A 22,433-nucleotide genomic window follows, 5' to 3' on the forward strand; every position below is an offset into this window, starting at 1 on the left:
GGCCTTTATCAACGGTTTTTAAGCCGGGTGACGATCAAACCGACTTGCGGCGATAGTCCCGGTAGTTAGGCATCCAGAAGTTGCGCTCGATAGCCGCAAGCAACATGTCTTCTGAGGTTTCCAGCGCCACGCCATCAGCTTGAGCTTGCTTGGCAACTGCCAAGGCAATTTTCCTGCTGACTGCCTGGATATCCTTGATCGGTGGCAGTACTGCATCACCCAGCCCCGTCACCATTGGCGAGCACTCCGCCAAAGCGTTGGACGCGGCCATCAACATCTTATCGGTGATTCTCGAGGCCTTGCTTGCGATGACGCCCAAGCCAATCCCCGGAAAAATGTAAGAGTTGTTGCATTGAGCAATATGGACCGTGCGGCCATTGATCGATACCGGAGCAAACGGGCTGCCGGTGGCGACCAAGGCATTACCATCGGTCCAGCGCAGGATTTCCTCCGGTGTGGCCTCGACTTTGGAGGTTGGGTTGGACATCGGCATCACCAACGGCTTGGCGCAATGCTTGTGCATTTCGCGGATTACCTGCTCGGTAAACAAGCCCCGCTGGCCCGACACACCAATCATGACGGTGGCATTGGCGTGGCTGACAACATCGAGCAATTGCGGGAATGCCTCGTCGCCTGCCCAGCCTGCTACATCCTCGGTTTTCTGTGCCAGGCGCTGTTGAAATTCCAGCAGGCCAGTCATGTTCTCGGTCAGCAAGCCATAACGGTCGACCATGAAAATGCGCTTGCGTGCTTCGCTCTCACTCAGCCCTTGTATCTGCATCGCTGCAATGATGTGTTCGGCAATGCCACAGCCTGCCGAACCGGCACCGACAAACACCACCACCTGCTCTCCAAGGGTCTCGCCTTTGGCTTTACAGGCCGCGAGTAACGTACCCACCGCGACCGAAGCGGTGCCTTGAATGTCATCGTTGAAGCAGCACAATTGGTCCCTGTACTTATTCAGCAATGGCATCGCATTCGATTGGGCAAAGTCTTCGAACTGCAGTAGCACGTCAGGCCAGCGACGCTGCACCGCCTCAATGAACATCGCGACGAACTCTTCGTACTCCTGACCGGTTACACGCTCATGGCGCCAGCCCATGTACATCGGGTCGTCCAGCAACTCGCGGTTGTTGGTGCCAACGTCGAGCACAATCGGCAACGTGTAGGCCGGGCTGATCCCACCGCACGCGGTGTAGAGCGACAACTTACCAATCGGGATGCCCATACCGCCAATGCCCTGGTCGCCCAGGCCGAGAATTCGCTCACTGTCGGTGACGACGATGATCTTGATCTGATCCTTGGTCGCGCTGCGCAGAATGTCGTCAATACGGTCGCGCTCCGGGTACGAGACAAACAGCCCCCGATGGGTGCGATAGATTTTCGAGAACTCCTGACACGCTTGACCAACCGTCGGTGTGTAGATGATCGGCAGCATTTCATCCAGGTGCGAGTCGAGCAGACGGAAGAACAACGTCTCGTTGTTGTCCTGAATCGAGCGCAGGTAAATGTGCTTGTCGAGGTCGCTGGCGCATTGGTTGTATTGGCTGAAAACCCGAGCCACTTGCTCTTCTATCGTCTCCACGTTCTGCGGCAGCAGCCCGATCAAGTTGAACTCGACCCTCTCCTGCGGCGTGAAAGCACTGCCCTTGTTCAGCAGCGGCATCTCCAGCAGGGAAGGTCCAGCGTAGGAAATATATAAAGGACGCGAGGTTTTGCTCATTTTCAGTGATCGCCTTTTTCTGTTTACTCTGAAATTTCGATACGGAACCAAGACGGACAGCCGGAGCCTGACGGCTCTCTATTCAACCCGCCTCAGCAATCTCAAGGGACGAGATTGCGCTGCCTATCTTACTCGCGGTCGAGCCATTGCAGCAGGGTGATCATCGTACAACTTGATGACATTGGAGATGGCACCCGCAACGGCAAGGTCGCCGATGCTCGAATCGACTACGGTGGTCCATCAAACAGTAGTCTTTTATACGCGGCACTGTCAGCCAGGCAGCGCGAAAAGTGCGCGCTAGAGCGGCAAAAACCGCCTATCGCAGAGAGGGTAATAACCGTTCAATTTTGTTTAATTCAGTGTAAAAATAGTGACTCATCGGGCGTCGCTTAGGAGCGAGTTGTCGTCTTTTACCAGGAAGATTCAACGGGTGGAATTTTTCGCCCAACGAAGGGTTTAACCCAAGTTAGAACGCCCTTCGAGATTGAAAAAAGGAGCTCAGAATGATTCACGATAAATTCAAGAAAGTCACCGGTGTCAGCTGGGAAGAAGCAGCAACAAGGAGCAACCAACTTTTCTTTGAAGCGGATCAACTTGATAATCATGCGTATTCGCTTCTAAAGAAAGAAACGCTGAATCCAGACGTCTGGAACGAATTTTCAACTGCAAAAAGAAGGGCCGAAAAAAAATACGTCGAAGCTCGCGTAGAGTGGCAACGCATTAAAAGCATTCTCGGTTCTATCAATAAGCCCGCTGGGAAATCTGCCAGGCAATCGGTGCATTAAAGGCATTCAGAGTGGAAAGGTTTAACGGGGCTGCACGCCGCACGTCACCTTTCCGCTAAAGACATTTTCAGGCCGGCACGGGGATGTGTCGGCCTCGCTTGATTATCCAACGCCAACGCCCCTCTCTCAGGTCAGGCTGCACGGGTTGCAGGTGTTCTCTACTGTCGCCAGAGCAGGCAACGACATTTTCGACGCAAACAGCCGTCGTCAATCTCAATGGAGAAGCCAGTATGTCCAGCAATCTGCCCAACGACCCCACCCTCGCCCTGCTCAACCAACTCAATCAAAACATCACCGCCCTCGGTTCTGCCGTGAATGAGATCCGCGCATGGATTGATCAGCATGGATCGACAGAGGTGTCGGCAGCCATCATGACGCAGCTCGCCGTGATTGAGGGAAACGCTGGCTTCATCGCCGCCGCCATGGCCGATCTGCAAGCCAGGCGCGAACCGGAAGACGAAATCGACCCGGAAGACTGAAGCTTGTCACGCGATGCCGCATCAGTGCCGACTAAACGTAGTGACGGGTCGACAGACCTAAAGCCGGTCTGCCTGATCAATCATATTGGTCGCCAATTTGATGCCTTGTTTTTTTGCGTCTTCAAAGCTCTTGTAAAGCGCTTTTTCATGAAGATTATGAATATTGTCCTCGGCGTATTTCACAGTAATACGAAGCCCTTTCGGGACTGGATCGCCTGGGTCGCCCCACTCGAAATCAATCATCGCGTCCCTGCCGTTTGGATGGACGTAATTAATCGAGTGCGGCCTGTCTACGAATGCCATTTCGCTCTCCCTGATCGTCGGTGATGTGCTCAACCTTAATCATTAGCCCACAAACTCGAATCACGCCAACCGGCAAGTGACATCCTCTCCGGGCGCAATCGTGCGGCGTTGCCAGGAGGAAGGGAAGGAAGGAGTAAAAGAGATCAATGAGCCCAATGCCCGCGTGCTGGAACAGCAGTTGGCCAAATGCGCAGCAATTTACCCTCGGGTCGGCATTCGGGCCCATTGATCATCACCCAACTCAATGTTGGATTGTTTCCATTTAGATAAATGGAGGTTGCTCGCCCGCCTACCACCCTGTTTCCTACCAGCTAGTTCAAGATGGGGCCGGGCAGGTATATTTTTAACAAAACACGTTTTAAGGGTCTAGTAACCTTTCGTCCTACCTTTATGAACGTAGGTCATATACAGCCTTAGGGCTGTCAGTGGGTGACTGCGCCCGCTCCCGTGCGAGAAAAACTCATTATTTTTTACCGGAGAGTCGCGTAAAATCTCAGCTAGACTCCGCCTGCTGGAGGAAGTCGTCGCCCTCTAAAACGCGCTTTCGCTGGCGCTCCGGGCTAACAATAATCATCTCAGCTGCAGGTAGAGAACCCTTTAAAAAAAACCTATCATTCCAGCTCACAGTCACCATAAACGACCGCCGTACATAGCGGCTCAGCTCAGGATCCTTTGTCCACTACCGAGATTTTCCGAGCGTCGCTTGGTGTTTTCCGGAGAGTGGAGAAACCTTACTCTTTAGGAAAAAACTTTGACAAACGTCTGCTCCAGCGGCCTTGATATCGGCTTTGCTTCTCTGGATTACATGCAAATTGGCATCCTGGGCATCATTCAAGGCATCACCGAGTTATTACCCGTTTCATCCACTGCTCACATGCGAATCGTACCGGCCCTTCTCGGCTGGCCGGATCCCGGTTCGGCGTTTTCCGCCGCCATGCAATTGGCCGCACTGGCTGCGGTAGTCAGCTATTTCTGGCGTGACGTACGGGAAGTCGTCACTGGAAGCATCGGTGCCGTGCAACGACGTGACTTCAGCAACCAGTCATTCAAGCTGGCAGTTGCCATTGTGCTTGCGACCATCCCTATTGGCATCGCAGGCCTTGCCTTGTCCTCGACACTCAATGCGTGCGACTCACCATTAAGAGGCTTGATGGTGATTGGTATCTCATGCGTTGTGATGGCCGTTTTGCTGGCTGCGGCCGAACTCAGCTGCCGTCATCGCCGCACAGTGGGAGAGATGCGCCTGCGGGACGCATTAATCGTTGGCATTGCACAGGTTGGCGCGCTGATACCCGGTGTTTCCCGCTCAGGTTCAACACTCACCGCTGCGCTTTTCCTTAATTTCAAACGCGAAGAAGCCGCGCGCTTCTCATTCCTGCTTGGGCTGCCCGCTATCGCGCTGGCCGGGCTGAAAGAGCTGTGGGTGCTGTTTCATGCGCATATTCCGGCCGAAGCGTGGTCTCACCTGATTTTCGGCCTGGTGATCGCCAGCGTGTCGGCATTTTGCGCCATCTGGGGCCTGATGAAGTTTCTGGAAAAATTCTCTACTTGGCCCTTCGTTATTTACCGGGCAGCACTGGGTATCTTCCTGATTGTCGCGGTCAGCACCGGCTTTCTGAGCTAAATAACCTTTAAACGCCAATAGAGCCCAGCCCTGAGCTGCATCCCGAAAACCAGGGCGGGCGTCCAACTGAATGGGGTTACCCCATGAGTTCGACAGAAACGAAAAAGCCCCTGTAATCTTTACGATTACAGGGGCTTTGTCTTATTCAATAATGGCGGAGAGATAGTCCGCCATATTATAATCCACCGACAGCCTATACAATTCGACATACCTTTGTTTTAAAGGGATTACAAGCCTATCATCGTCTCAAGACATCCACTAACACTCATCACCTTCCAAGCCTTTGTGGGGGAACAGATGGGGGAACGAAATCGATAGAGGAATACGTCCTTGGGAAAGTTAACCGCAAAACAAATTGAAAACATGGCAGCCCCAGGCACCTACGAAGATGGGGACGGTCTTCGTCTACTCATCAAGCCCAACGGAAAGAAATATTGGGTACTGCGCTTCCAGCTTTCTGGAAAGCGCAGGGAAATGGGCTTAGGCACCTATCCTGTAATCGGCCTTAAGGAGGCTCGACAAAACAGCAGCGATAAGCGCCGTTTACTGCGTGATGGTATTGACCCCTTACAGGCGCGTGACGAGGAACGAGCGGCTCAGCTGGTTGCTGAGCAGCAACGCAAAAACAAATCCGTCACCTTTCGGGACGTGTCGGTCGATTACATAGAGGCTCATCGTGCCGGCTGGAAAAATGTAAAACATGCTCAGCAGTGGACGAACACGCTGGCTACTTATGCCGACCCTGTCATCGGTGACCTAGCTACAAACCAAATCACCACCGAGCATATTCTCGAAGTCCTGAAGCCCATCTGGGGCAATAAAGCCGAAACAGCCAGCCGGGTGCGCAATCGAATTGAACTCGTCCTCGATGCTGCTAAAGCGCGGGGACTGCGTGACGGTGAAAACCCAGCTCGCTGGCGCGGTCACTTGGACAAACTGTTACCACCGAGTTCCAAGGCAAAGCGCACCCAAAACCACCCAGCACTTCCCTATTCAGAGCTGTCTCGCTTTATCCCAACCCTTAACAGCATTGAAGGGCAGTCTGCCTGCGCACTTAAAATGACCATTCTCACGGCATGTCGGACCAGTGAAGTTCTTGCTGCTGACTGGAGTGAAATCGATTTGAAAGCAAAGTTATGGGCAATTCCAGGTGCGCGCATGAAAGCGGGAAAGGTCCACACCGTCCCACTCTCAGATGCACTTGTTGGACTGCTAAACGGTCTTCCACGAATCCAAGACAGCTCGCTACTGTTTCCAGGAACACGTAAAGGTCGGCCTATTAGCAACATGGCTATGTTGATGACCTTGCGACGCATGGATCAAAGCGACATTGAAGGCGGAGGCAAAGGCTGGCGTGACAACAATGACAGGGTAATCACCGCTCATGGGTTTCGCAGCACATTCAGAGATTGGGCGGCCGAATGTACGCACCATACGCGGGAGGTCTGCGAGATGTCCTTGGCTCACGTTGTAGCCAACGGCGCCGAGGCCGCCTACTGGCGTAGTGATTTGCTGGAAAAGCGTCGTGCACTGATGGCTGACTGGGCAGATTTCGTCGGCCAAAAAAGCGAAACGTTGACACCTGGGCTTATAGGAGTGGGGGCCTCCAGCTTCTCCGGAATAGATCCGTAAAAGGAGAAAAGTATAGCTGACGTGGTAGGTTTCCGAGAGGTACACCTCGGAATAAATTCAACTCCAAAAGGCTGTAACCCTACATCACTGCTATGACATTCCCACCATGGAGCTTCAAACCATGTCATTGCAGTGCCCTCGCTGTAACTCACCAAAAATCGCTTCTCTCCACCAAGCCATGAAAATTGCGGCTGCCATCGGCACGGTTGGCGGTGCAGCACGCGGCGCGAGTTCAGCGCTTGCTGGCGGTCAGTTCGGTGCCGCTGTGGGCGCCATTGCCGGACCGCTCGGTATTACCCTTGGCGCAATATCAGGCGCAGTCCTAGGCGGCCTTGTCGGCGGCGTAGGCGGATGCGCGCTTGGCGCTCAGCTTGGCGAAAAACTGGATCGTCATATCTTGGCAAACAACCTCTGCCTGATCTGTGGGCACCGCTTCAACCTGTCGGCTTTAACCAACTCGTCCCCTATCTCATCCGCCCGGACAGTGCCACGCGAGGCGTAGCGCTTATGCCGGCTCGCACCCTAAGGATTCGTAATTATGGCTCATCAACTCGAACAAATGGCTTACGTCGGCACTACTCCGTGGCACGGTCTGGGTAGTCGTCTTACGCCCAAGGTATTACCCAAGGATATTTTCCAAATACGCCGACCGCTGATGTCAATCGGAGCCTGCGCCTGCTGCGTAACCTTGGCGGCAGCAGCCTCACAGAGGCCGAACCATAACGAATGGCCTGCAGGCAAAAAAAGCTGCTGCGGATGGATAATCCAAAAACTGACGAGATCAGGTATTTATTTTCAGACTCAAAACAGTCCGGTTCTGCTCCCAGCGCAACCTGGAAGTCTTTTTCAGATGGTATGGACGCCTCCCCCCGGCAGCGGGCCGACCGCCGCACTGTGCACGACAAGCGGATCTCGCGGCCCCGATATACAAGTGTCAAAGTAACGCGTGTGAACAGCAAGAACACCTTGAACAGGAGGATCCACCATGAAACAGAGTGTGATTGGTATGGACATCGCCAAGAAGGTTTTCCAACTGCATACCGTCGATCAGCGCTCCGGAAAAATCGAACGTTTCAAGCTGCGGCGTGAAGAGGTTTTGGCGTTTTTCGCCGAGCGTCAGCCCTACTTGGTAGCGATGGAGGCTTGTGGCAGTGCTCACTGGTGGGCGCGCCAGCTTCAGCAGTTGGGGCATGAGGTGCGCTTACTGGCTCCTCGCTCGGTACGCCCATTCGTACTCAGGAACAAGACCGATGCGGCTGACGCCCAAGCGATATGGACAGCAGTGCAGCAGCCCGACGCCCACCAAGTCGCAATCAAACAAGCTGATCAGCAGGCCATCCTCTCGCTGCACCGCATCCGCGCTCAACTGCTGAAATTTCGCATTATGCAAAGCAATGCATTGCGCGGCTTGTTCTATGAGTTCGGGATTGTGTTGCCGGAAGGCTACACCTCGCTGACCAAGGCGGTACCTAACGCCTTCGTCGATGCGGAAAACCAAGTACCCCATGTGCTGTTGGAAAGTCTGCGCGAGCAGTGGGCACGGGTAATCCGGCTGGACGAAGAAATCCAAGCGATTGAACTCCGTTTGAAACACTGCATGCGTGAGCGTCTCGATTGTCAAAAAATTGCAAAAATCCCCGGAGTAGGCTTGTTGACGGCCACAGCCGCAGTTGCCTCGCTGGGCGATGCCAAAACCTTTCGCTCCGGTCGGCAGTTTGCCGCTTGGGTGGGACTGGTTCCTCGACAGACAGGCACAGGTGGTCGAGTTCGGCAACTGGAGCTGAGCAAGCGCGGTGACACCTATCTGCGAACACTGTTTATGCATGGTGCCCCCTCAATCATTGCCAGGGGGCAGAAGTCTGAGTGGGTTGAGCGCTTGCTTGCCAGGCGACCGTATAACGTGGTGGTGGCCGCAGTTGCCAATAAACTCGCGAGAACCGTTTGGGCTGTGCTGGTCAAAGGCTCCCGATATCGCGCAGAACTCTTTACGGCATGCCCTGTAGGGCATTGAAAAAAGCTTATAGACAGAAGGCTTCACAAGGAGCGCACGTGGTAGATACGTGATGGCGAAATAGGTCAGACCGTGACGAGGTAAACTTGGTAGGGAATATGAGCTATGGGCACACCATCGGCTCGATTTTCAGATGAGGGCCTCGTCAGCGGATTCCATCAGGGCCAGTAGGCTTGTCGGCCTGCACAAACAGGCCGGATATAAGACTGCTCCTACCTATACGTCAGCATGACTACCCCATTGAGCTTCGGGAGGCGTCCATATAAGCGTTTCCCTAGAGCGCTATTCAGATGTTTTGTGGGGATCCGAACAGACTGATCAATGCCTGATCGCGAGCACTTTCTGCGCAAGCCCCGGAAACGCAAACTGCAATAAATTCAAAAGCCTAGCCCTGGTTGATAGCAAAACATCGCGCTTCTTGCGCCGTGTGGCGTCAAGAATCTTGCCTGCACACTGTTCGGCAGACATGACTTTCTCGTCGCCGTACGGAATCGGATCGGGATTGCCGCAAGCGTCCTGCATATTGGCACGCACAGCCGTGCGGACGGTGTCAGGGCTGACCAAAGTCAGGGTCACGCCCTCGGCCGTGACTTCCCTGCGCAGGGACTCGATGAATCCTCGCACCGCATGTTTCGAGGCGCAGTACGCGGAAAATTCCGGGAGCCCCACGTGACTGACGATGCCGCCGGTCACGGTGATGTGGCCTTGGGTGTGGATCAAGTACGGCAGTGTGTAAAACGCAAGATACACCACCGAGTCGTAATTGGTGCGCATGATGCCGGTGGACGGCAGTGGGCTGTTGGCACTAAGGAAGGCGCCTTTCATGGCGCGTCCGGCATTGCAGAACACCAGATCGATACGACCAAAGCAGCTCAGGCAACTCTCAACCAGTTGTCGGCAGGCCGCCTCATCCTGCACATCGAACTGGCCGGTGGCCAACTGGGTCACCGGCGCGTTTGTCAGCCCATACAAACTGTTCAGCCGCTCTGCATCTCGACCCACCGCAAAGACCTGGGCCCCTTCGGCAATCAATTGCACCACCAGTGCCTGGCCAATCCCGCTGCTGGCGCCGGTGACAATGGCGACTTTGTCGGCGTAATGGCTACTGCTTTCCCTGGATGTCGAACTCATTTTATTAACCTTCTCTATGCAGTGATTGTGTGTGCCGGTGACGTCAGGAGATGACGCAAGATTTTGCCCATGCCATTGCGTGGAATGGCATCGACGCGGTTGAGTGTGACCCTTCCCCCAAGGCCGAAGTGGGCATCGACTTGGGCCACAATCCCGTCGGTCGGTGCCGGTGCCCCAAGTGGCGGCACAAGATGAATCACCACGGAACCCAGGCCCCCGGCGTTATTGGCGTGGACTTTGACCGCGACATCGATCGGCAAAAAGGTCGAGGCAATGAACGACTCGATTTGCGAGGGAAAGATATACTCCCCGTCAGCCAGTACCGCGTCTTTCGCACGGTCACACACCACCAAATAACCATCTGGATCCAGATATCCAAGGTCGCCGGGGACAATGAAGCGGAGAGCCTCGTCGTCCGATGCGGGTGGCGCCCAAGACTCCATCGGCGCATGGGAGGCATAGCGCGACATCATGAACTCGCTGCGCCCGACTATTTTTCCAACGACATTGGCGGCGACTTCCCGCCCCACCTCGTCAATGATTCGCACGTCATAAATGGGCAAGGGTTTGCCCACGGTGTGCAGTTTTTGCGGGTCGGCCGAGCAATCCAGAAACGTGCCCACGCCGCCTTCAGTCACGCCGTAGATTTCGACGAAGCGCCCAGGCAGGGTTTGCACCACCGCCTGCTTCTCCCAGGCGTACAGCCTGGAGCTGGAACAGATATGCAAACGCAGACTGGCAAACTGCACCTGGTAGTCGACCTGCGCGCCCAGCAATTGGCGGTAATGGGGCGGACTCATCACTAAATGGGTTGCCTGGTGTCGAAGGGCCGCCTCGCCCAATGCCACGGGATCGAACGTGGCCAGCAGCACATTACAGGCGCCGTTCCAGAGTGCCGACAGCCAAGTGACCATCGACAGGTTGTTGTGCATCGCCAGCGACACAAGGTTGACCGCCTGGCGGTTCAACCCCAGCCCGGCGACCGCCTCGGCCACGACTTTGCGGGCGTTCGCACTGTGCACGATACCCTTCGGCAGGCCGGTCGTACCCGAGCTGAACACAATGCTCAGGTCGGCGGCGCCGCAGGGACTTAAATCCGGTATGACAACTGGCTTGCCATGCCCCAAGCCCTTGACTTGGGTACGGCAAAACCCGATGAACTTGATATCAAGGTCGCTCAACGCCTGGCTGCGCACCCTGTTTGCGTGATCCACCCCGACATGAGTCACCCCGCTTCTCTTGAGCAAAACAGCGAGCACCTCATCGGTGACATCGACGGGAAAGGTCTGCAACACCCTTCCCGTCGCGATCACCGCGCACGCCATGATCATGTGTTCGGCGTTATTGCCGGCGACAATCCCGACCGTCGCATGACGGTCCGTTGGCAACAACTCAATCGCCGCAAGCACGCAACGGCTGAAGTCGGCCCAGGTCAGTTGGACCGGACCATCAATGCAGGCGGTTACCTGGGGCGTCAACCTTGCCCATTGATTGATCGCAGAAACAAGGCTGTAATGGATCACGTTATGGATACCTGAACAGGGTTCATCGGCTTATGGGTTGAGCATCACGCTGGCAGCGCGTCCGTACGACGGGCTTTCTGCGCCTGGGCTTCAAGCAAACCAAACTGATAGTCGGCGTAGCGCTCCAGCCGCGCCAGCAACTCGACCGCCAACTGCCCGATCGCCGCATGGTCTGCAAGCGTCAGGGCCTGGCGCACGATGTACCAACTATCTTCAGAGTGGTCATCGTCGATCAAGTGGCCGTCATGGTCGGCGGTATGGATCGCGTGATAGCCCTGGCTGGTGTCCATGCCGGTGGCAATCGCTGTGCCGCGTGCCCAGCATTCAGTCCACGGGTTCAACGACGACTCCATGACAGCCAACAACGTCGCCAGGTACAGATGATCGTGCCGGTGCTGCTCAATCAGTTGCGCCACCGACTCGGACGCCGGGGAGGCAACATAGGCGGCCTGCTCAACCTCACTGATACCGATATCAGCCATCACCTTGAATAGCTGGTTCAAGTGGCCATTCTCTGGGGTTCCGCAGAAATGGCCGTCGAGATCACCCGGGACGAACCCGAGTTCATCCAGCGCATTGATTTGCAGCAGGAACCTCGACGCACTGGCGGCCTCCACACCGAGCAGGGGTTGAAGGGCCGCGCAGTTGAGCATCGCCTGGACCAGGTAATCAGTGAAGCGCCCGGAAATCGCGTGCACGGTGTCGGAGTAGAACGGCTTGAGCCAATCAAGCCTGATATCCCGGGTACTCATCGCCTCGATCAGCGGATGGGTGCAGAAACGATGCCCTTGGACCTGAGCACAGAGTGCCTTGGTAAACGCCTCGTTTTGTTCCCAAAGTTCGGTTGGCAACATTTGCCGAATGGCCTGACGAGCCTGTGTACGAGCATCTAAGAGTGGTTGAGTCATAGGATTACCCCTGTACCGAGCGTTGTTGTGTAGTGGTGGCCCCAATCCCTAACAGGGCGGCCAGGCGGAGAACAAAAATAGCCAGTAATATCGCCACGAAAATACCGAATACCGGAGACCACTCAATCGTACGGCGACCGTAGTCGAGCAAGTAAGCAATCCAAATCACCATCATTCCGTACTTCTGTAGTTTCCCCCAGGCATGAACACTTAGTGCCTGGCGAACGGTCTTGTTGGACGTCAACAACATCAGGAAGATCCACCCCAGTACGATCAGACCCAAGACCCGTTCAACCGGCGAGGAAATAGCTTCGATAATGTAAAAATAGTTAAACCAGATAAACCCGACACAGACCGCCGCCATTAACTGGCACACCGCAAACGTCGCGCCGGTGGTGGCCCGGTGACGCATCAGGAAGGCTGTCACCCGACTGCTGGACACCCGATATAGGGGCGCCGCGATATACGACATGGCGAAAAACATAAAGGCGAACTTGACGATGACCCTGATCGAATAAACAAAGGCTTTATCCGTGAAACCGACAATCGCCAACGCACTCAATATAACGGCCACGCAACTGACAAATGCGATGCCAGCAACCGTCCAGGCAATTGGATTAGGTTCGGTAATTCGTTTCATAACACAGGCTCCAGGTTCAAACGTTCAACGTGTGGATGAGTGAGTGACTCAAGGGCCGTTGCCGTGTCGGCCTGAACAACGTCAAGTAAGGTTTTTATATCAGCGGGTTCAATGAGCGTGCGATCAAAGTCCACCGCGAAGGTGATGAGGTCTGCGCCGCCGTAAATATTGATTTCCAGTGCGAACTCCGTGCAGCGACGCAGGCCATAGATCAGGCGCGGCGCCGTTTCGTTATTGTCCGGCAGTTCAACAGGCTCCCAATTGATACTGGCGAACACCGGGACTTGCAGTTGCGCAAGAGCCGGGTAAGCGGCATGAGCGGACAGACTGGTCAGCTGCGTGCTGACGTGCAGCGCTTCGCTGGCCAGGGTGCCCTCCTCGATCGGCAACAACGGCAACAAATTGGTCAACTGACAGAGGGTGGTTCGGGTATGTTGACTGCGGTTACCAAACGGCACCGCCAGCACCCCATAACCCGCCATCGGCGACTGGCACAAGGCACGGGCGAAGCCGGCCAGTACCCAGGCGAAAGGAGTCACTTTCTGCTGGCGCGCCAGCGTACTGACGGCCTGACGCGACAGGGTTGCCTCGTAACGCCCGCTCGCCTGCTGCCAATCACGCTCGAAAGGCCGGTAGGTCTGGCACTGCAACGTCGCGAGACGCGGCGTCCAGAATGCTTGATCGCTGGCAAATTGCGTGGAGGCGCGGTAGTCGCTCTCCAGTGTTTGTAACAACGGCAATTGACTGCTCAGGCGTTCGGCACGCTCGCCTTTGTGCAAGCGCATAACTTGCTCGCTGAGGACGGCCAGGGCGGCGCCGTCACAGGCCGCATGGTTGGCGGTCAAGCACAGCAGTAGGCCGTGGGATTTGATCGCGAAGACCGTCGCCCGCAGTTGCCGGTCGCCCTCAAGCGCGAATGCCATTTGCTGCTCGCTGGCCACCAGTTCATCCAGGTACGCCTGTGTCATCGTGTCGCCGTGAAAGGTCAGCTCAACCACTGGCACGCTGATTTCACCTTGCACCGGCCACCACAGTTGGTCATTGGCGTCCAGGCGCGCCAGCAGTGCAGCGGCCCCCTGCGTGGCCTTGCCCAACGCTTCGACCAACGCACGGCTGTCCGTCGCGCCGGGGAAAAAAATCCCTCCTCCTATGTTCACGCTCAATGCACGCTGGGGCGTCTGCCACAGTTTGATAAAGCGTTGCTCCCACACTGTCGGCACGCGCCCGACGGCGGTTTGCGTAACCGTTGACGGCAAGAACCCGTGTTGGACCAGCGGCTTGAGAGCCTCTTCCGTGGCCAGCAGGATGGCGTCGACATCGGCATCCGTATGGGCAGTGCTCAGGAAGCAGTTGCGCCCTTCCCAGACGAACACACCATTGAATAGCAAGTGGCTGAAAAACAGGTCCAGGTTGCGCTTCGAGACATAGCGAAACAGTGAGCCAAAGTGCTCCACCCGCATCTCGACGTCATAGCGCACAAACAAGGCATTGCTTCTGTCGACCAGGTTCTGGGTCAGGCGATTGAGGTCCCTGTACAGCGTCGAAGCATGCTGCTTGATGTGCTCCAGGGTTTGCACGGCCGCCGCCATGGCCAACGGGTGCTTGGAGAAGGTTCCGGCGAAAAAGATTGGCTCGGTTTGCGGCGCACTCTGGTCGCCGTACTGCCAGGTCCCGCCGTCGATACCGTCGAGGATCGCCGCGTCACCCGCCACCAGGCCAATAGGCATGCCTCCCCCGACGATTTTTCCATAGGCGGCGAGGTCAGCACGAATCCCGAAGTGCTCTTGGGCGCCACCAGCGGCGATGCGAAAACCGGTAATGACTTCGTCCCAGAGAAATACCACGCCCGTGTCACGGGTGATCTCCCGCAACTGCGCGAGGAACTCCTGGGGCTGCAACGCCGGATGACGGCTTTGCACCGGCTCGACAATCACCACTGCAATCTCGCTCGCACGCTCGCGAATGATCTGCAGTGACTTCGGATCGCCATACTCCAGCACCAAGGTGTCGTCGACGGACGATTGTTCAATCCCGCGCCCCACCGAGATCCCGCTGGCATCGTCACCCCTGGCCGAAGACGCCCGGGCCAGGAAGCCGTCGAATGTGCCGTGGTACGACTCGCTGAACAGGACAATTTTCGGCCGGCCAGTGTGTGCCCTGGCGAGCCGCACGGCGGTCATCGTCGCTTCCGTGCCGGAGTTGCAGAACACTACCCGTTGATGACCGGTCAACTCGCTGATCAGCGCTGCCACCCGGCCCGCGAGGGGCGATTGTGGCCCGATGGGTATCCCGGTCTGAACTTGCTCAAGCAGCTTTGACTTCACACACTCTGGCCCATGCCCCAGCAGGTGCACGCCAAAGCCCATGGTGATGTCGATGAAACGGTTTCCGTCGATGTCCCACAGTTGCGCGCCGTCAGTGCGGTCAGCGAGCAGGGGAAACAGGATCTCCTTGGTGCCCGCACGAAAACCGGCCGAGGCCCGGTTATCTGCCAGCACCGGGCGGTATTGGTCGGTCCCGGCCTTGGATGACGAGTGCTTTTGAGAGTAGGCCTCCATGTAGCGAGCCAGGTACTGCTGTTGCTGCGGGTCAGCGATCTTCTGCGTTTGCTTGCGCGCATTGAAGACGTTGAAGCGGTCTTCGCGCTCCACCGCCGGGGCTGCATCAGGCTGCTGAAGCGGCGCTCGCGCTGTAGGTCGAGGGTCCGGGTAATGGAGCGAGGCAATGACCGGAACAGCGGCCGGGACAGAAGCGCCGGCGCCCAACAGTTGCAAGTGCTTGCCCATCAACTCGATTTGCGACTGGACAATGGTGTGAATCAGCACCTCACGCCCGCCCGCCACAAGCGGCTCTGCGGGCCGGGTCAAAACGGCTGGCGCCACACGGGCGACACTCGGGGCGGCGGCACTCACAGGGGCTGGCGGCGCAATGCGCTCGCTGGGCAGTTGCCGTGCAATGGTGTCGATGATTTCGCCCACCGAACCGATCTCTTCATAGAGCTGCGCAGCCGTTAGCGAAACGCCATATCGATCATTAATAAAGTCGACACACTTAATCAAAATCAGCGAATCAGCGCCCATGTCGAGCAAGGAGTCTTCCAGTAAAAGTGTCTCGCCTTCCACAAGGCCTATTATCTTGGAGAGGCGCGGCACTACCTCAGAAGCAATCTGATCGAAGTTCATATAACTGACGTTCCGTGTGAAGGGTTTATTTGGAGAGTGACAACATCAAGTCAACGTGCTCATGCAACTCACTGAGTTGTTGATTCAGTAATCGATACACTTCATCCGTCGCCTTATAATCGGCAACATTGAAGTCAGGGTTATGCGCGGGGGTGAAACTCCCCGCGCGCTGCACCGAGCCGATGTGCACCGGCCAGTGGGTCTGCCGGTCGAAGGCGTAGCGCAAGTACCTTGTCGTTGGGCGCGCCCGGGCCAGGAGCTTGTCCAGCTTCAGGTTGAAACCACACAGAAACAGCGCCGCGACGGCGGCCATAGGTTGCAGGGCATCAATGACCGCCTCGCCCACCAGCAACACACCGCCCTGCTCCCGGTCAAGTCCGCTGTCGGACACGCTGGCGGTCACCCCCAGGGTTTTCCAGAACATTAACAACGCCGCATTAATTGCCTCCTGTATTAATGGCGTGATTGTTTCTTGCCCGTTCGCAAACAGGGCCGGTACATCGAGGCCCACTGTCGCGCCGTACACATCCAAGTGCTCTTTAAACAGTGCGTACGCGTTATATAACCCGGCGACTTTATCCAGGCTCTCAACAGTCACGTGCAACGGCAATAGAACCGCTGTCGGCCCGCTCGGTACTTTGACTGCGATGGCGCAGGACGCCGCGTGTCTGATCGCCGCCTGCAGCGCCAGTGAGTCATCCGCGCAAATCGCTTGCCGGTAGCGTGCCGGATCCTTCAGTAACAGGCTCTCTTCACAGGCGGCATAGAGCGCCTGTTCCGGCAGTTGCAGCGCTGCGTCGAACTGGTGCTTGAGTCCGTTGACCGAGTTCGCCGACAGCAGCAACAAGGCTTTGCGCCAAGGCTGGCAGGCTTGATCGACCGCCGGCGGGTTAATCCCTTCGGCAATCAGCATGTGGACGTTGGTACCACTAAACCCAAAGGAACTCAGGGCCGCGACGCGCTGGCGGTTAGCCTGTTGTGCCCAGCGAAGATTTTGCGTCGGCACCTCAATCGTCGAGCGCAAGCCATGGCAGCTTGGGTTGAGGGCGGTGTAGTGCCGGTTTGGCGGAATCGAGTCATGGGCCAGCGCTGCAATGATTTTGATCAACCCGACCACCCCCGATGCCGCTTCCAGGTGACCGACCGAGGATTTGACCGCGCCCACGATCAACGTCTTGCCGACACCGCCATACACGGCATCCAGCGCTTGCAGCTCAATGGGATCGCCCAGGCCGGTGCCGGTGCCATGGGTCTCGATCCAGTCGACTTCCTCCGGGCGCAGTTTGGCACTGGCCAGCGCCGCGCGGATGACCTCCTGTTGCGAAGCACCGTTGGGCGCTGTCAGGCTGGCGCTTCTACCGTCCTGGTTGATGGCCGAGCCTTGAATCACCCCTTGGACCTTATCATCGGCTATCAGTGCTTCATCCAAGCGCCTGAGCAGCAGCATACCGCCGCCCTCCGAGCGCACATAACCATCGGCGCTGGCGTCGAAGGTGGCACAACGCGAATGGGGCGAAAGCATCCTCGCCCGGGTCAGGGAGATGAACGTCTGCGCGCTCAGCAAGGTATTGACGCCACCCGCCAGAGCGAGGTCGCAATCGCCGCTGCGCAGCGCCTGCGCGGCCTGGTGAATCGCCACCAGCGACGACGAACATGCGGTGTCCACGGTGATCGCCGGGCCCTTCAAGCCAAACTGATAGGCGACCCTTCCGGCGATCACGTTCAGCGCATTGCCGGTCGCGAGATAGGGATAGCTGTCCGGGTCTTCCAGGCACAGCGCACGGTATTCATTTGCCCCGGCGCCGATATACACCCCGACCTTCTTCCCGGCCAGTTCGGACGGCTTATAGCCCGCCGACTCGAAACAGCGCCACGCCAGTTCCAGCGCCATCCGCTGCTGGGGGTCCATGTAGCAGGCTTCAGTGGCGGTGATGCCAAATAGCTGATGATCGAAGCCTTCAATGTCGCTCAAAAGACCCGCCTGCAAGGCCAACACATCTTCAGGCAATGTGTCGATATCCACGCCAAACATGCTGCGCTGCCAGCGTTTTATGAGCGGCGTCATGACATCCTGTTTCGCCGACAGTTGCTGCCAAAACGCTTCACTCGACTCCACATCGCCCGGCAGCCGGCAACCTACTCCGATAATTGCGATGCGGCCGTCATCGGCCAGCAAATCGGTTCCCTGCGGGGTGGCGTCCTCCTCAACGGCGGGCACAATCTGGCCACTGACGAACGCGGTAATCGCTGCGATGTTGGGGTAATCGAAAATCAACGTCGCCGGCAAAGCCAGGCCAAACTGTTTCTCCAACTGGTTTCTCAGTTGCACCGCCGCCAGGGAGTCCAGGCCTCGCTCGTGCAAGGAGTCACTGGCGTTGATGTCACCCGGGTCGACGCTGAGCAAAGTGGCGACCGCGTGCGCCGTGAATGCGCCAATCGAAGCCAAATCCCAGGTTTGGTTGGGGATCGATGTGGGCTGGGGCCGAGCAGCCGGCGCAGCCAGCAACTTCTCGAAAATGCGACCTGCCGAGCGCGCGGCGTACTGCGCGGCCAATCGCTCCCAGTTGGCATTACACACGACGTACTGGCCCGAGACACCGACATCGAGCAGGCCGAACAGGGCATCAAGCGCGGCATTGGGCAGCAGGCCCTGGATGCCGTTGCGCTCGAACGCGATCAACGATTCGGCGGAGGCCATGCTATCGCCGCCCCAAGGACCCCAATTGATATTGAGTACCTGCGGGCCAGGCAGCCCGGGCCGTGAAGCAAAAGCATCCTGGTAACGATTGGCACTGGCGTAGTGTGCCAGTTGCGGTACGCCCCAGAGTGAAGAAATCGAAGAGAACGTGATGAACCGCCCCGCCCCTAGCGTCTGTGCAGCGTTGAACAGCGCTAGCGTGCCTTCGGTTTTGCTGGCCTGCACCCGGAAAACCTCGTCGACCGTTAGCTGCTCGAAGGCCACTTGCGTGCTCATGCCCGCGGCATGGAACACCGCATCGATAGGCAACGTGTCACGCAAGGCTGTGGCGATCTGCGCCTGATCGGTGACATCGACCTGGACCAGCCGCACATTGCCGGTTTCCAGCAGCCATGTGAGACGCTCACTGCGTGAGCCTGTGTCGGCTAGGCCCCGGCTGAGCAAAATGACCTGCCCGGCCCCCTTTTCCACCAAGCGTAGGGCCAGGGATACGCCAATACTGCCAGTGCCGCCGCTGATCACATAAGCGCGATCCGCCAACACCGACGGCTGCCCCGCAGGAATCGTCTTCGGCACCAGGTGCACGCCACTGACCCCTGTCGCATCGAGGCGGTATTCAGCGCTGCCGTTGGCACGGCTCACGTCGATGATTTCCGGCAAACGGGCCACACACTGCTGTGGCGCGACGAATATCGACTTCAGTTCGGCATTGCGCAGTTCCAGGTGCACCGACTTCAACGCCCCGGCAATGGCGGCGTAAGACAGGTCCTCCAATGACTCTCCTGTGGGCAGGACGAAACTCAGGTTGATGGCGGCCTCTTTCCCACTTGCCCTGCACACCGCGTCGACCGTCGCCAGTGCTGCCTGGGTTAGCCGTGCGGTAAAAGAAGCGCACGCGAACCGCGCAGCCTGACGCGCCAGAAACTGCGGCAACACCACGATTACCGTTGCCTGTGTGGCGCCCAAAACCTGTGCCGCGCCGTCTTCGTCCCATTGCGTCGAAGAAACAAAGCGCCAGCCCTCTTGCTCTGCTGCAACGCCATCGTGCAGTACAATCACTGGCGCATCGACCCAGGTTGCAGCGGGCTCAAGGTCGAGTGCCGCAGACCATTGCACGCCATGCACGGTGTGCGGCGCAGGCGCATCGGTCCAGCGCCCGGGGTTCAGGTGTTTAAGGATCGGCTCCCGCGCCAACGGATGCCCCGGCACCGACACCGGTCGCTCATTGGCGTATAGCGGGGCCAGATCAACCGGGCCACCAAGGCAATAAAGTTTGCCTAATGACACGAGGAAGGTCTCGTCGATTTTGTCCCGCAAAGACAACGATGGCAGGTACAACCGGTCGTGCTCCAGCACCCCTCGGGACAAGCCCAGCAACGTGGAGCCAGGACCGATTTCAATCAGCACCTTGGCATCGGCCAGGTCCGGGTGCTGCAAGCAACCGAGAAAGTTCACTGGGTGGGTGATTTGATGCGCCCAGTACTGCGCCGTCAGGCCTGCCGCGCCGACACGCTGCGCGTTGACGTTTTCCAGCATGGCAATACGTGGCGAGGAGAACCGCGCCTGTGCGGCGGTGGCCAAAAACGCCTGGGAAGCCGCGCTCATATGGGGGCTATGGAAAGGCCGATTGCCCTTGAGCGCAAAGGCTGTGATGCCTTGCGCCTGCAAAAGCCCGCTCAGCGCCTGAATGTCGGGCGCGAGCCCGGCGACCACCGTGTCGCCGACGGTATTGATGGCCGCGACATGTAATCCGTCCGACACGCCCTTACAGATTGCCGAGACCTGCGCCCGAGCGCCTTTGACCGCCAGCATGTTGCCGTCCGGCCCCAGGCGCTCCATGCACTGTCCACGGGCGATAACGAGTTCAAGCCCCTCCTCGAAAGTGAACAGGCCACTGGTGAAGGCCGCGGCAAACTCACCAATGCTGTGCCCGAGCACCACGTTTGGAACAATGCCGAAGCTTTCCCACAGTTTAGCGATGGCCACCTCAAGGACATATAACACCGGCTGCGTGTAGGCGGTCCGGTTGAGGTCGAGGCTGGCGTCTGCCCACAGAATCGCTTGTGCCGTCACCCCAAGCCTGGCTTCGATCAACGCCGAGCCTTGTTCGACCCAATGCCGAACCACCGGATAGCGCTCATACAGCGCCCGCCCCATGGAAAAATACTGCGTGCCCTGCCCGGAAAACAGGAAGGCAATTTTCAGCCCTTCCCGTGCCCGCCCCGTCGTCACTGGCGCCAAGGCACGCAGTTGCTTGAGGCACTCCGCGTGGCTGGAGGCCGTGATCGCCACGCGGTAATCGAACGATTCACGACCGTTGATCGTGGTCGCGCAGATGTCCCGCAGCGGTGTCGACGGCTCGGCCTCGAGCTGGTCGATATATGCAGTCAGCAACGCTGGCAGGGCCTTTTCGCTTTTGCCCGACATCAACAGCAACTGGGTCTGCTCGTTGTCGTCTCGGGCCTTGCAAGCCGGGGCCCCGTTACTGGCGACGATCAGGTGGCAGTTGGTGCCGCCAAAGCTGAAAGCACTGACCGCCGCGATCCGGGTTTCCTGCTGCCAGGCAAGGTTCTCCCGAGGGATGGCCAGGCGGCTCGAATCCAGCTGAATCAACGGATTGAGCTTGCCGGTGGTGGGCTGCTGAAGGATGGTTGATTTATGCAGCTGCAGCACGGTCTTGATGAAACCGGCGACACCCGCCGCTGGCTCCAAATGACCAATGTTGGCTTTCACCGCGCCGACGTAGCAAGGTTGATGCACCTGGGCGTCAGCCGCATAGGCACTTTTCAGGGCATTGATTTCGATGGGGTCGCCCAACCGCGTGCCGGTGCCATGGGCCTCAACGTAACCCACCGCGGCGGCTTCCACGCCTGCGCGCTCCAAAGCCTGGGCGATTACCTGCTCCTGGGAGCGTCGGTTCGGTGCGGTCATGCCGTTGGTCAAGCCGTCCTGATTGACCGAAGAGCCTTTGATCACCGCGTAAATGCGGTCGCCGTCCTCGCGAGCCTTGCGCAGGCCCTTGAGAATCACCACGCCACAGCCTTCACCCCGCACATATCCATCGGCGTTGTCATCGAAGGTCTTGCACAAGCCTTGCGGCGACATCATCCCGGCCTGGGACACGGCAATGGTGCTGCCCGGAATCAGCATCAGGTGCACGCCGCCCGCCACTGCGCTGTCGCACAGGCCAGCCTCGATGTTCAGGCACGCTTCATGGATCGCCACCAGCGACGAAGAGCAGGCCGTGTTGATCGTCATGCAAGGACCGCGGAGGTCCATGGCATAGGAAATCCGCGCAGAAATAATGCTCGCGTTGGTGCCTGTACCCGAGTGCGCGGTCAGCGTGTCCTGGTGAGTGGTCTGCATGGCTTCAAAATCACTCGACGAGGCGCCAATGAAGACGCCCGCACGCGTCCCTGCCAGGCTTGAGGGGCGGATGTTAGCGTCTTCCAGGGCTCGCCAAGTGGTCTCCAGGGCCAGCAATTGTTGTGGATCGGTGCTCTGCGCCTCGACGCTCGACAACCCCAGGAACCCATAGTCATAACGGTCGAAGTGGTCGATCAGCCCGGCCGCTTGCGTCGCCAGTTTCCCCGGGGTGCCGGGCTTGGCATCGTAGAGCGCGGGGTTATTCCAGCGTTCCCGGGCCAAAGGGCTGATGGCGCGCCGGCCTTGTTCAAGCAACGTCCAGAACTCATTGAGATCCGTTGCGCCGGGAAAATGGCAGGCCATTCCAACGACAGCAATGTCCTGACTCTGATATCGATCCATGACGTGTTCCTTGGTTACTCGAAGCA

At 57.7% G+C, this 22,433-nt stretch carries 14 protein-coding genes; 6 read left to right on the forward strand and 8 right to left on the reverse strand.

Translation table 11 applies throughout. The features are described 5' to 3' along the window. Positions 1-34 precede the first annotated feature (34 nt). Complete coding sequence (locus tag QN399_RS15050; protein ID WP_322180331.1) at positions 35-1,723, reverse strand: NAD-dependent malic enzyme; 1,689 nt, start codon at positions 1,721-1,723, stop codon at positions 35-37. A gap of 503 nt (positions 1,724-2,226) precedes the next feature. Here QN399_RS15050 and QN399_RS15055 point away from each other — a divergent pair. Together QN399_RS15055 and QN399_RS15060 are read left to right on the forward strand one after the other, a co-directional pair. After that, complete coding sequence (locus tag QN399_RS15055; protein ID WP_219064245.1) at positions 2,227-2,508, forward strand: hypothetical protein; 282 nt, start codon at positions 2,227-2,229, stop codon at positions 2,506-2,508. 230 nt (positions 2,509-2,738) lie between these two features. Beyond that, a complete protein-coding gene (locus QN399_RS15060; protein WP_322215342.1) occupies positions 2,739-2,987 on the forward strand; it encodes a hypothetical protein in 249 nt (82 codons plus the stop codon). A 57-nt stretch (positions 2,988-3,044) separates the two neighbouring features. Here QN399_RS15060 and QN399_RS15065 read toward each other — a convergent pair whose 3' ends face one another. Next, positions 3,045-3,290 (reverse strand): hypothetical protein, encoded by a 246-nt coding sequence (locus QN399_RS15065; RefSeq protein ID WP_322180335.1) that lies wholly within the window; start codon positions 3,288-3,290, stop codon positions 3,045-3,047. Between the two features lie 751 nt (positions 3,291-4,041). Between QN399_RS15065 and QN399_RS15070 the strand changes: the two genes are divergently transcribed. From QN399_RS15070 to QN399_RS15085, 4 genes are all read left to right on the forward strand, one after another. Beyond that, on the forward strand, positions 4,042-4,914 hold the full coding sequence (locus QN399_RS15070) for an undecaprenyl-diphosphate phosphatase (RefSeq protein WP_322180337.1): 873 nt from the start codon (positions 4,042-4,044) through the stop codon (positions 4,912-4,914). A 330-nt stretch (positions 4,915-5,244) separates the two neighbouring features. Further along, on the forward strand, positions 5,245-6,546 hold the full coding sequence (locus QN399_RS15075; protein WP_330201104.1) for an integrase arm-type DNA-binding domain-containing protein: 1,302 nt from the start codon (positions 5,245-5,247) through the stop codon (positions 6,544-6,546). 121 nt (positions 6,547-6,667) lie between these two features. Continuing rightward, on the forward strand, positions 6,668-7,048 hold the full coding sequence (locus QN399_RS15080) for a hypothetical protein (protein WP_330201105.1): 381 nt from the start codon (positions 6,668-6,670) through the stop codon (positions 7,046-7,048). A gap of 483 nt (positions 7,049-7,531) precedes the next feature. Then, positions 7,532-8,557 carry an IS110 family transposase gene (locus tag QN399_RS15085; RefSeq protein ID WP_330201106.1) on the forward strand — a complete coding sequence of 342 codons (1,026 nt, stop codon included), beginning with the start codon at positions 7,532-7,534 and terminating at the stop codon, positions 8,555-8,557. Positions 8,558-8,875: 318 nt separating this feature from the next. Here the strand turns inward: QN399_RS15085 and QN399_RS15090 are convergent, their stop codons facing one another. The 6 genes from QN399_RS15090 to QN399_RS15115 are packed head-to-tail and all read right to left on the reverse strand — an operon-like array spanning position 8,876 to position 22,407. Beyond that, entirely contained in the window at positions 8,876-9,688 is an 813-nt protein-coding gene (locus QN399_RS15090) for an SDR family NAD(P)-dependent oxidoreductase (protein ID WP_330201107.1), read from the reverse strand. A gap of 14 nt (positions 9,689-9,702) precedes the next feature. Next, on the reverse strand, positions 9,703-11,211 hold the full coding sequence (locus tag QN399_RS15095; RefSeq protein WP_330201108.1) for a class I adenylate-forming enzyme family protein: 1,509 nt from the start codon (positions 11,209-11,211) through the stop codon (positions 9,703-9,705). A 44-nt stretch (positions 11,212-11,255) separates the two neighbouring features. Beyond that, a complete protein-coding gene (locus QN399_RS15100) occupies positions 11,256-12,119 on the reverse strand; it encodes a hypothetical protein (RefSeq protein WP_330201109.1) in 864 nt (287 codons plus the stop codon). A gap of 4 nt (positions 12,120-12,123) precedes the next feature. Continuing rightward, positions 12,124-12,759, reverse strand: coding sequence for a hypothetical protein (locus tag QN399_RS15105; RefSeq protein ID WP_330201110.1), 636 nt, complete (start codon positions 12,757-12,759; stop codon positions 12,124-12,126). After that, positions 12,756-15,941: an aminotransferase class III-fold pyridoxal phosphate-dependent enzyme gene (locus tag QN399_RS15110; RefSeq protein WP_330201111.1), complete on the reverse strand. Its 3,186-nt coding sequence runs from the start codon at positions 15,939-15,941 to the stop codon at positions 12,756-12,758. The genes QN399_RS15105 and QN399_RS15110 overlap by 4 nt, the downstream gene beginning before the upstream one ends. A 25-nt stretch (positions 15,942-15,966) precedes the next feature. Continuing rightward, positions 15,967-22,407, reverse strand: coding sequence for an SDR family NAD(P)-dependent oxidoreductase (locus tag QN399_RS15115; protein WP_330201112.1), 6,441 nt, complete (start codon positions 22,405-22,407; stop codon positions 15,967-15,969). Positions 22,408-22,433: the final 26 nt, after the last annotated feature.

Source organism: Pseudomonas sp. 10C3 (assembly GCF_036346185.1).
Taxonomy (GTDB): domain Bacteria; phylum Pseudomonadota; class Gammaproteobacteria; order Pseudomonadales; family Pseudomonadaceae; genus Aquipseudomonas.